Annotated in this window: 11 protein-coding genes, 1 tRNA gene and 1 pseudogene; 6 read left to right on the top strand and 7 right to left on the bottom strand. The window is 56.6% G+C overall.

Annotation, left to right across the window (positions count from 1 at the left end):
* The first annotated feature begins 46 nt into the window (after window positions 1-46).
* Together V2S86_RS14000 and galE are read left to right on the top strand one after the other, a co-directional pair.
* Window positions 47-1453, top strand: coding sequence for a sugar porter family MFS transporter (locus V2S86_RS14000; RefSeq protein WP_330762896.1), 1407 nt, complete (start codon window positions 47-49; stop codon window positions 1451-1453).
* Between the two features lie 73 nt (window positions 1454-1526).
* Window positions 1527-2543: a UDP-glucose 4-epimerase GalE gene (gene galE / locus V2S86_RS13995; protein ID WP_330763203.1), complete on the top strand. Its 1017-nt coding sequence runs from the start codon at window positions 1527-1529 to the stop codon at window positions 2541-2543.
* Between the two features lie 67 nt (window positions 2544-2610).
* Here the strand turns inward: galE and purK are convergent, their stop codons facing one another.
* The 4 genes from purK to ppiB all read right to left on the bottom strand — a co-directional run bounded on the left by purK (window position 2611) and on the right by ppiB (window position 5593).
* On the bottom strand, window positions 2611-3678 hold the full coding sequence (purK, locus tag V2S86_RS13990) for a 5-(carboxyamino)imidazole ribonucleotide synthase (protein WP_330762895.1): 1068 nt from the start codon (window positions 3676-3678) through the stop codon (window positions 2611-2613).
* Window positions 3675-4199, bottom strand: coding sequence for a 5-(carboxyamino)imidazole ribonucleotide mutase (gene purE, locus V2S86_RS13985; protein WP_330762894.1), 525 nt, complete (start codon window positions 4197-4199; stop codon window positions 3675-3677). The genes purK and purE overlap by 4 nt, the downstream gene beginning before the upstream one ends.
* Before the next feature lie 166 nt (window positions 4200-4365).
* The gene (lpxH, locus tag V2S86_RS13980) at window positions 4366-5088 is read right to left on the bottom strand and encodes a UDP-2,3-diacylglucosamine diphosphatase (protein ID WP_330762893.1); all 723 of its coding nucleotides are present in this window, start codon (window positions 5086-5088) and stop codon (window positions 4366-4368) included.
* 10 nt (window positions 5089-5098) lie between these two features.
* Complete coding sequence (ppiB, locus tag V2S86_RS13975) at window positions 5099-5593, bottom strand: peptidylprolyl isomerase B (RefSeq protein WP_212558785.1); 495 nt, start codon at window positions 5591-5593, stop codon at window positions 5099-5101.
* 427 nt (window positions 5594-6020) lie between these two features.
* On the opposite strand from ppiB, the gene cysS reads away from it, so the two are divergent.
* A complete protein-coding gene (cysS, locus tag V2S86_RS13970) occupies window positions 6021-7406 on the top strand; it encodes a cysteine--tRNA ligase (protein ID WP_330762892.1) in 1386 nt (461 codons plus the stop codon).
* Between the two features lie 61 nt (window positions 7407-7467).
* Here the strand turns inward: cysS and ybcJ are convergent, their stop codons facing one another.
* Entirely contained in the window at window positions 7468-7680 is a 213-nt protein-coding gene (gene ybcJ / locus V2S86_RS13965; RefSeq protein WP_330762891.1) for a ribosome-associated protein YbcJ, read from the bottom strand.
* Between the two features lie 10 nt (window positions 7681-7690).
* Window positions 7691-8557 carry a bifunctional methylenetetrahydrofolate dehydrogenase/methenyltetrahydrofolate cyclohydrolase FolD gene (folD, locus tag V2S86_RS13960; RefSeq protein ID WP_006322343.1) on the bottom strand — a complete coding sequence of 289 codons (867 nt, stop codon included), beginning with the start codon at window positions 8555-8557 and terminating at the stop codon, window positions 7691-7693.
* Between the two features lie 35 nt (window positions 8558-8592).
* Here folD and V2S86_RS13955 point away from each other — a divergent pair, with 35 nt between their 5' ends.
* The 3 genes from V2S86_RS13955 (at window position 8593) to V2S86_RS13945 (ending at window position 9480) form a co-directional block, all read left to right on the top strand.
* The gene (locus V2S86_RS13955) at window positions 8593-8967 is read left to right on the top strand and encodes a hypothetical protein (protein ID WP_330762890.1); all 375 of its coding nucleotides are present in this window, start codon (window positions 8593-8595) and stop codon (window positions 8965-8967) included.
* A complete protein-coding gene (locus tag V2S86_RS13950; RefSeq protein WP_330762889.1) occupies window positions 8964-9257 on the top strand; it encodes a hypothetical protein in 294 nt (97 codons plus the stop codon). The genes V2S86_RS13955 and V2S86_RS13950 overlap by 4 nt, the downstream gene beginning before the upstream one ends.
* A 146-nt stretch (window positions 9258-9403) precedes the next feature.
* A tRNA-Arg gene (locus V2S86_RS13945) sits at window positions 9404-9480 on the top strand.
* Window positions 9481-9855: 375 nt separating this feature from the next.
* Here V2S86_RS13945 and V2S86_RS13935 read toward each other — a convergent pair.
* A pseudogene (locus V2S86_RS13935) lies at window positions 9856-11050 on the bottom strand (IS4 family transposase).
* Window positions 11051-11067 lie beyond the last annotated feature (17 nt).

Raw genomic sequence — 11067 nt, 5'->3', positions numbered from 1 at the left:
CCTATCATGACGGCTAACTGATTCAACGTTATCTCTTGGAGGCTGTATGGGTGCTACCGTCAAAATTGCGTCGGCTGATAAAAGCCAGACGAATGCCGGTATGACTTTTTTCGTCTGTTTTCTGGCTGCATTAGCCGGGCTGCTGTTTGGTCTGGATATCGGCGTGATTGCGGGTGCTTTGCCGTTTATTGCCGACTCTTTTCACATCACCAGTTCCCAACAGGAATGGGTGGTCAGCTCGATGATGTTCGGCGCGGCGGTCGGCGCCGTGGGCAGCGGTTGGATGAATTTCCGCATCGGGCGCAAATACAGCCTGATGATCGGCGCAATCCTGTTCGTGGTGGGGTCATTGTGTTCCGCAGCGGCACCCAATGTGGACATATTGATACTCTCGCGCATTCTGCTGGGGTTGGCGGTGGGCATCGCTTCCTATACTGCGCCGATTTACCTGTCTGAAATCGCGCCGGAGAAAATTCGCGGCAGCATGATTTCGATGTATCAATTGATGATCACCATCGGGATTTTGGCCGCCTACCTGTCTGATACCGCGTTCAGTTACACCGGCGCCTGGCGCTGGATGCTGGGGGTTATCACCATTCCGGCCGGTTTGCTGCTGATTGGCGTGTTCTTCCTGCCGGATAGCCCGCGTTGGCTGGCCTCGCGCAATCGCCATGAACAGGCGCGTCAGGTGCTGGAGAAACTGCGCGACAGCAGCGCCCAGGCACAGCATGAACTGAACGAAATCCGTGAAAGCCTCAAACTGAAGCAGAGCGGCTGGGCGTTGTTCAAGGAGAATAAAAATTTCCGCCGCGCCGTTTTCCTCGGCATCTTGTTGCAGGTGATGCAGCAGTTTACCGGCATGAACGTCACCATGTATTACGCGCCGAAGATTTTTGGCCTGGCGGGTTTTGCCAGTACCGAACAGCAAATGTGGGGAACGGTGATCGTCGGGCTGGTTAACGTGCTGGCGACCTTTATCGCCATTGGGTTGGTGGATCGCTGGGGCCGCAAACCGACGCTGATCCTCGGTTTTATCGTGATGGCGGTGGGCATGGGGGCGCTGGGAACCATGATGAGCATCGGCATGAGCTCGCCGGCGACGCAATATTTCGCCGTTATCATGTTGTTGATGTTCATTGTCGGTTTCGCCATGAGCGCCGGCCCGTTGATTTGGGTGCTGTGTTCGGAGATCCAACCGCTGAAAGGCCGTGATTTTGGCATCACCTGTTCCACCGCCACCAACTGGATCGCCAACATGATCGTCGGCGCGACTTTCCTGACCATGCTCAATTCGCTGGGCAGCGCCTCTACTTTTTGGGTCTACGCGGCGCTCAACGTGGCGTTTATCTTTATTACGCTGGCGTTGATCCCGGAAACCAAAAATATCTCTCTGGAACATATCGAACGCAATCTGATGGCCGGCAAGCCATTACGCAACATCGGTACGCGCTAGTCGGTTGGCTGCGCGCATGAAACAGGCTTATGCCTCGGGCGTTGGCGCCCGCGGCTGATGAAAGGGGAGCATGATGGCGATTTTAGTGACCGGCGGTGCCGGATACATAGGTTCACATACGGTACTGGCGCTGCTGGAGCGCGGCGAAGAGGTGGTGGTGTTGGATAATTTGATCAACGCTTCCGAAGAGTCCTTGCGCCGTGCAGAGCAACTGACCGGTAAAGCGGCGGTGTTCTATCAGGGGGATGTGCGGGATGCGGCGTGCCTGAGCCGGATCTTCGGCGAGCACAAGATTGCTGCGGTGATCCATTTCGCCGGTCTGAAAGCGGTGGGAGAATCCACCCGCAAGCCGCTGGAGTACTACCAGAACAACGTGGCGGGCACGCTGGTATTGCTGGAAGCCATGCGCGATGCCGGGGTTCATCAGTTTATCTTCAGCTCTTCGGCGACGGTGTACGGCGAAGATGCGCCGGTGCCTTACCGGGAAGACATGCCAATCGGCGGCACGACCAGCCCCTACGGCACTTCAAAGTGGATGGTTGAGCAGATTCTGCAGGATTTCGCCAAGGCGGAACCGGCCTTTTCCATTGTCTCTCTGCGCTACTTCAACCCGGTGGGCGCCCATGAATCCGGATTGATGGGGGAAGACCCCAGCGGGATCCCGAATAATCTGCTGCCTTATATTGCTCAGGTGGCCGTCGGTAAGCGGGATCACCTGAGCGTATTCGGCGGTGATTATCCCACCAAAGACGGAACCGGCGTGCGCGATTATATTCACGTGATGGATCTGGCGCAGGGCCACCTGGCGGCGATGGATCACCTAAAGCAGATCGCCGGTTTTAAAGCTTATAACCTGGGTTCCGGGGTAGGGCATTCGGTGCTGGAGATGGTGCATGCGTTTGAAAAAGCCGCCGGCGTTGCCGTGCCTTATCGGATTTTACCGCGCCGTGCCGGGGATTTGCCCGCTTTCTGGGCCGATGTCAGTTTGGCTAAACAGGAACTGGGCTGGGAAGTGCAGCGTGGGATCGATGCGATGATGCGTGATACCTGGAACTGGCAAAGCAAAAACCCGCAAGGCTATACCCGGTAGTTTTTCATCGGCCATAAAAAAGGGCTCAGCCAAGCTGAACCCTTTGATGTTGGTGCGAAGTAAAGCCTTAAACCAGCTTTTGCCCTGCCCAGGCCAGGCCGCTCTGGTATTCGGCCGGCAGCAGCGGCGCCAGTGCCTGCAACGCCTGTTGCAGCGCGGCGGCGCTCGGATCGTTCAGGTTGAGGTGGCCGACCTTGCGGCCTTCGCGCACCTCTTTCTCATACCAGTGCAAATGCACCAACGGCAACGCCAGCCACTGTTGATTCACGGCGGTGCCGATCAGGTTGACCATCACCGACGGTGTGCTTACCACCGGTTTTGGCAACGGCAGGGCGAGAATGGCGCGCAGGTGCAGTTCGAACTGGCTGATGGAGGCGCCGTTCTGCGTCCAATGGCCGCTGTTGTGCACCCGTGGTGCCAGCTCGTTAATCAGCAGGCTGTCGCCAACGATAAAGCACTCCATCGCCATCACTCCGACGTAGTTCAGCTCGTCGAGGATCGCCGCCAGCATCTGCTCAGCCTGCCGTTGCAGGGCGGGGTCAGGCTGCGGCAGTGCCACGCTGGTGCGCAGAATGCCTTCTTCATGCAGGTTATGGGTCAGCGGATAGAACACCGACTTGCCGTCGTGCCCGCGCGCGCCCACCAGCGAAACCTCGCCAGAGAAGTTAATCCCCTGCTCGACGATGCACTCGCCGTAGGCATCCGCCGGCAGCTCCGCTTCCTGGCCCGGGCGCAAGCGCCATTGGCCGCGGCCGTCGTAACCGCCAACGCGACGTTTGACGATCGCCAGTTCGCCGAGGGTGGCGAACACCTGTGGCCACTCGGCGGCATCGGCCAGCAATTGCCACGGCGCGGTGGCCAGGCCGAGCTGATCGAGCAGCTGTTTTTGCGTCAGGCGGTCCGCCAGACGGGGGAAAATATCGCGATTGACGAAGCTGCTGTGGGTCGCCAATTCACGCGTCAGCGCGGTTTCCGGCCAGCGTTCGATTTCGGCGGTGATCACGCTGTTTTGATAGGGCACCGCTTCCGGCTCGGCGTCGATGCCGACCGGGTAAACGGCGATGCCCAGCGGTTCGCCGGCCTGGCGCAGCATGCGCCCCAATTGGCCGTTGCCCAGTACGCAAACCGGCTTCATGCTTCCTCCCGCGGATCCGGGTTGTTCAGCACCTCTTCGGTCTGCGCCTGGCGCCAGTCGGCCAGACGTTGCGCCAGCGCGGTATCGTGCAGCGCCAGAATTTGCGCCGCCAGCAGCGCGGCGTTGGCCGCACCGGCTTTGCCGATCGCCAGGGTGCCGACCGGAATGCCGCGCGGCATTTGCACGATAGAATACAGACTGTCTACACCGCTCAGCGCGGCGCTTTGTACCGGAACACCCAGCACCGGAACCAGCGTTTTCGCCGCCAGCATGCCCGGCAGGTGCGCAGCACCGCCCGCACCGGCAATGATCACGTCAAAGCCATTGGCGGTGGCCTGTTCGGCGAAGCTGAACAGCTTGTCTGGCGTGCGATGAGCGGAAACGACTTCGACATGGAAGGGGACATCGAGTTGGGTCAGGATTTCGGCCGCGAACTGCATGGTGGCCCAGTCACTTTTCGATCCCATTACAATTGCGATTTTAACTCCAGCATTGGCGGCTGAAGCGGCGTTGGCTCCCATGGGTGTAAGGCTCCTGTAAGTGTACAAACGACGGCCGGTTGCCTGCGGCGGGAGGCCGAATGAGGGCGCAGATCATACCATGAGCGCACGGCGAGGAAAACGGTTGCGTCGCCGGTTTTCACTGTCGAAAACGCGAATTTTATTACTCGCGTGGCAAGTCAGGGGGTTAGAAGGGGAATTGGATCAGTTCGACGGCGTCGGCGCTGACTTTGATCATCGAGCCTTCCGTGTGCCAGGCGCCCAGCACCACGCGGTGGGCCTTGCCGTTGCTCAGTTCCAGCTCATGCACCGCCGGGCGGTGGGTGTGGCCGTGAATCATCCAGTGTACGTTATGGTTCAGCATCGCCTGCTCAACCGCCTGCGGGTTGACGTCCATAATGGCTTGCGATTTGCCCTGATTGCTCTGCCGGCTGCGCGCGCGCATCCTGGCGGCAATCTTCAGGCGCCAGCGCAGGGGCATGGCCAAAAACAGCTTTTGGATTAATGGATTATGTACCTTGCGGCGGAACTGCTGATAGGCCTGATCGTCGGTACACAGCGTGTCGCCGTGCAGGATCAGGATTTTGCGGCCGTACAGCTCCAGCACTTTCTCTTCCGGCAGCAGTTGCATGCCGCTGGCGCGGGCAAAGCGCTTGCCGAGCAGGAAATCGCGGTTGCCGTGGATAAAGTAGCAGGGCACGCCGGCTTGCTGCAGCGTCTTCAGCTCAGCGGCAATCTCCGCGTGCAGCGGTTCGGGATCGTCATCGCCGATCCAGGCTTCGAACAGATCGCCAAGAATGTACAGCGCTTCGGCGTGGATCGCATCGTGCCGCAAAAAACGCAGAAAACCGGCAGTGATTGCCGGTTCCTGTGCGCATAAGTGCAGATCCGCGATGAACAGCGTATTCATGCAGCCGCGATTACTCGCTGACGGTAACGCTGGTGACGATCACGTCTTCTACCGGAACATCCTGGTGCATGCCGCTGCGGCCAGTTTTCACGGCTTTGATTTTATTGACCACGTCCATGCCTTCAACCACTTCGGCAAATACGCAGTAACCCCAACCTTGCGCGTTCTCGGCGCGGAAGTTCAGGAAGTCGTTGTCAGCCACGTTGATGAAGAACTGAGCGGTAGCGGAGTGCGGATCGTTGGTACGTGCCATCGCCAGGGTGCCCACGGTGTTTTTCAGACCGTTGTTGGCTTCGTTCTTGATGGTCGCTTTGGTGTCTTTCTGGTTCATGCCTGGCTCAAAACCGCCACCCTGAATCATAAAGCCATTGATAACACGGTGGAAGATTGTGTTGTCGTAGAAACCTGCACGGCAGTAGTTCAGGAAGTTTTCAACGGTAACCGGCGCTTTGTCAGCAAAGGTGTTGATAACGATGTCGCCGTGATTAGTGTGGAAAGTAACCATAGTTTTAGTCCTAACAAGATGAAGTGAGACGTCACGTAGAGCGAGTGAACATTCAGACCGACCTTATAACATATCTCTATTAACGAGTCAGCAGCGGCTAAACCGCGCAGGCTCTGTGGTAAATCGGGTTTTGTTATATTATAACAAATGCGGCGGGCATTAATTTATCCCCTATAGCTTGCAAGTTGCAGCCAGGCGGCAAACGCAGGAGTCCCCAGTCACTTACTTAAGTCAGTGACTGGGGTGAGGGCGTGCAGGCAACAACGCTGCGGCTTGCAAGATGACGGGGATATCACCGATTTGCGCAACCCGGCGCAGCAAAGCGCGGGCTTAACCTTGCATTAGATCAGGCTTCGGGTTTCAATACGTTGCTGGATGAACAGCCCAATTATCATTTTTGTTATCACGCACACCACGGAATGTCCCGATGCTAAAGATTTTTAATACCCTGAGTCGTCAAAAAGAGGAATTCAAACCCATTCATGCCGGTAAAGTGGGCATGTACGTGTGCGGGGTAACCATCTATGACCTGTGTCATATCGGCCACGGGCGTACCTTTGTCGCTTTCGACGTGGTGGCGCGTTACCTGCGTTATCTCGGCTATTCGCTGAACTATGTGCGCAACGTGACCGACGTTGACGACAAAATTATTCGCCGCGCGACGGAAAACGGCGAAAGCTGCGATCAACTGACCGCACGCATGCTGGCGGAGATGCATGCGGACTTCGATTCGCTGCTGATCGAACGCCCGGATCAAGAACCGCGCGCCACCCAGCATATCGCCGAGATCATCGAGATCACCCAACGCCTGATCGATCGCGATCACGCCTATGTCGCCAGCAATGGCGACGTGATGTTCTCGATTGATAGCGATCCGCAATACGGCCTGCTGTCACGCCAGGATCTGGATCAGTTGCAGGCCGGCGCGCGCGTTGAGATTGACGACGTGAAGCGCAACCCGATGGACTTCGTGCTGTGGAAAATGTCCAAACCGGGCGAACCGAGCTGGCAATCGCCGTGGGGCGCGGGCCGCCCAGGCTGGCACATTGAATGTTCCGCCATGAACTGCAAGCAGCTCGGCACCCATTTCGACATCCACGGCGGCGGTTCGGATCTGATGTTCCCGCATCACGAGAACGAGATTGCTCAGTCCAGCTGCGCCCACGACGGCCCGTACGTCAACTACTGGATGCACTCCGGCATGGTGATGATCGACCGCGAGAAGATGTCGAAATCGCTGGATAACTTCTTCACCATCCGCGACGTGCTCGGCCATTACGATGCCGAGACGGTGCGTTATTTCCTGATGTCCGGCCACTATCGCAGCCAGCTGAACTACAGCGAAGAGAACCTCAAGCAGGCGCGCACCGCGCTGGAGCGTTTGTACACCGCACTGCGCGGTACCGACGCCAATGCGCAACCGGCCGGCGGCGAAGTCTTCGAAGCCCGCTTCCGCGAAGCGATGGACGACGATTTCAACACCCCGGAAGCCTACTCGGCGCTGTTCGATCTGGCGCGTGACGTCAACCGCCTGAAAGGCGAAGACATGGCGGCGGCCAACGGGTTGGCGGCGGAACTGCGCAAGCTGGCGAAGGTGCTGGGCCTGCTGCAACAGGAGCCGGAACAGTTCCTGCAAAGCGGCGCACAGACTGACGACGGTGAAGTGGCGGAGATCGAGGCGTTAATCAAACAGCGTAACGACGCGCGCAAAGCCAAAGACTGGGCGCTGGCGGATGCCGCTCGCGATCGGTTGAACGAGATGAATATCGTGCTGGAAGACGGCCCGCAGGGGACCACCTGGCGCCGTAAGTAACAGGCGTAGCCGCAAACAAAAAAGGCGCTGATCATCAGCGCCTTTTTCTATGGAGAGGGGTTTACGGCTTAACCACAACCTTGCCGCCGTTAAACTCCACAACCTGATCGGCGACGATTTTGCAGCGTTTGCGCGTTTCGACTTTGCCGTTCACTTTCACCAACCCTTCGGCGATGACTTCTTTGGCGGCACCGCCGCTTTCACACCAGCCCTGGAACTTGAGCAGGTCGCACAGTTCGATGTGCGGGTGACTATCCAGATTAAAAGTTTCCATACTGCCTTACTTATTTAGGTTGAACGTCGTGATATTCCTCGCAGGCCTGCAAGGTATTTTGGATCAGTGTAGCAACGGTCATCGGGCCAACGCCACCCGGAACCGGGGTAATGTAGGCTGCACGCTCACTGGCGGCATCGAAATCCACGTCACCGACCACTTTACCACTTTCCAGACGGTTGATGCCGACATCGACCACGATCGCGCCCGGTTTGATCCAATCGCCCGGAATAAAGCCCGGCTTACCGACCGCCACCACCAGCAGATCGGCGTTTTCAACGTGATGACGCAGATTCTTGGTGAAACGGTGGGTTACGGTGGTGGTGCAACCGGCCAGCAGCAGCTCCATGCTCATCGGACGGCCAACGATGTTGGATGCGCCAACCACCACGGCATTCAGGCCGTAGGTATCGATGTCATAACGCTCGAGCAGGGTGACGATGCCGCGCGGGGTGCAGGGGCGCAGCTTCGGCGCGCGCTGGCACAGGCGACCGACGTTGTACGGATGGAAACCGTCGACGTCTTTATCCGGATGGATGCGTTCCAGCACTTTAACGTTATCGATGCCGGCCGGCAGCGGCAGCTGCACCAGAATGCCGTCGATTTCGCCGTCGGCGTTCAGTTTGTCGATCAGTGCCAGCAGTTCGGCCTCACTGGTGGTGGCAGGCAGATCGTAAGAGCGGGAGAGAAAGCCCACTTCATCACAGGCGCGGCGCTTGCTGGCGACGTAAATCTGTGACGCCGGGTTCTCGCCAACCAGCACGACCGCCAGGCCCGGGGCGCGTTTGCCGGCCGCCAGACGTTGTTTAACTTGCTCAGCCACTTCGTTTCTAACCTGCTGCGCAATCGTTTTACCATCAATAATCTTTGCTGCCATCAGTGAGGAAATCCATCAATTAAGAAAAGCGGGGGATGGCGCTATTTTGTCAGAAGCTGAGCGCGCTGTCAGGCGTTGAATCGCGATCGCTGGCGTTTGCCGGTGGGGATTTACGTTTTTTTTATGCCAACGGAATGATCCTCTACGCCTTTTTTACCGGCTGCTGCGTAAGCTGGCATTATTCATACTGCGCTACGAGAGTAAAAATCATGATGGTCATCGCCCGGTTGCGCTCATTGCGCCGCCCGATTGCTAGCCAACCGAAGCACGTTGGTGAAACGGTGTTCGACTCTTCTTTGCACCCGGCGGATGTGGCGCAGCTGATTGCGCTGCACAAACTCGCGGTACACAAAGCGCAGCCCTCATGGAGAGCGCGGCTGCACGCGTTGTACCGGGGGCTGCGAGCATGAGAAAACTCATGGGTATTAGTATGCTGCTGGCGTGGATGCCATTGAGCCACGCCTCGTTAAATGCTGCACCGGTCAGCGCCGTGCTGAACCAACAATTGACGGCGGCCTGCAACCTGCTGACGACGCAGCATGCCGACTGGGGGAATATCAACGCAGTGGTGCGCTCGGCCCGCGTTTGCCTGCAACGCCCGGCAGGGCTGGAGCAATCCGAACGCCTTCCCACCACCGCCGATCGCGGCCTGGCCCAGCGCAGCAACAGCTTGCTGCCGGATCTCACGCAGGATAAATGAGGGCGTTGGCCCAATGGGCGGTACGGGTGATGGGTGAAAAATCGCCATAAAGCACGGCTGCTGCCGTAACGTCATGAAAAGGCATTGACTCAGTGACCTCTGACCGTATAATCCCAACCCGCAACCCCCGGTTGCCGCATCCCAATGCGCCCTTAGCTCAGTTGGATAGAGCAACGGCCTTCTAAGCCGTAGGTCACAGGTTCGAGCCCTGTAGGGCGTACCATTAAGATTCAACGGCTTACATTACTCACCCAAGCTTCTCAATTTCAACATGGGACAGATTTGGGACCAAGCCTCCAAAAATCGAATCTATCTGCCTTGCATACTCAGTTAAATGATTGGGTGCTATCCCCCAGAATTTTCCAACGCCATTGCTTATGCATTTGGCTTTGCGCCATCTTGGCAAAGATAGCTAAGCGCGTTGCCCGTTACCTCCTTCCCATCACATAAAATACGTCTAAATCTCGTATTGCAGCATGAGTCCTTCTCACTGGGTTGTCTTGCCACTGGTTGCCTGAACGTGATCAACCCATGCGGGGCTTCGCTGAATAGCACCTAAACCCGCTCCGGCGCTGAGAGATCCCCACAAAACTCAGTGCTAATAAATCAGCACCATACTTCGGTAGGTTCTGGCGAGATGGTTAAGAACGGTATTCAGTACCGTTCTTGTTAAAATTAGCGGAGAGTGTCGCAAGATATTCTCCGCTAATGTCAGAAATGAAAGTACCCGCATTGATTTAATACTGTTGGCCTGATACCTCAGATGTAACCCTTTATTTTCAGCATGATAACCAATTAACCACAACACGGCAGTGGCCAGTGTGGCAAGCAGACTCAGCACCCGTATTCGCCCTTCAGTACTGCTGTGGCTGGCGCGAAGACCAAAAACCAAACCTTTCACTTTTCTCATCGCGGAAGTTCTGCTCAATCTGCATTCTCCGGCTGTAGAGTTTCATCACTTTTGCAGGACTGAATTCATCGCTACTGCTGAAAATAAGCCACGGTCCATTAGCCGAAGCTCGCCCATCCCGTTCCTGAGAATGGCGAGATATACGGCAGCGGCTTCGCTTGTTTTTTCGCCCCTTAGCCTCTTTTTTGTGGAGATAAAAATGCCCGTCACACTGGGCGTATTCGGTGCGTGCTAGAGTACCTGGCCCCAGATATTCAGGCTTTCTTTTTGCCGTAAGAGACTGCCTTCTCAGCCATTGTTCGCCTTTTTCCTTTAGCCTGAGCTGGATATTTCCTCTGACCCGGCCCATAAAATCCCAGCCCAGACTTCTGATGTGCCGAAACCAAGCATTCTGAAAACCTGCGTCAGTCACGATCATCACCCGTATATCTGGCACAATAGCCCCAGCAAGTGTATCCAGAAATGCCTTTTGTACCTGTGCATTTTGTTGTTTCGCGGAAGGCATTATCTGACTGAGGAGAGGAATGGAGCGACCGTCACAAATCAGGCTTGCTCTCAGAACATGATATTCCTGTGACGGATAGCCACTCCAGTCAACGGCAATCACACACCACGACAGCCGCTGAGTCAGAATAGAGATAATATTATTGAATATCAGAGGGATGTCATTATGCAGTGCGGTATTACCCAGTAACCGGTCAACGCGTTTTATTTTGTTGTTAACCTGCGCACTACCAGGAAGATGGCGTCCGATACTGGTCAGAGTAAGTGATGCGCCGTGGATTAAAGCAACGGTGGCATCGAGAAGGGCATTTTGACGGTACTGATGAAACGGGGCTAAAGCGTCCCGAAAAAACTTCTGGCATATTGTGCGGGCAGGCATAGAGTTGATCTCGCTGA

This window comes from Serratia sp. C2(1), assembly GCF_036352655.1.
GTDB lineage: Bacteria > Pseudomonadota > Gammaproteobacteria > Enterobacterales > Enterobacteriaceae > Serratia > Serratia inhibens.
This window is presented reverse-complemented; position numbering and strand designations above follow the sequence as displayed.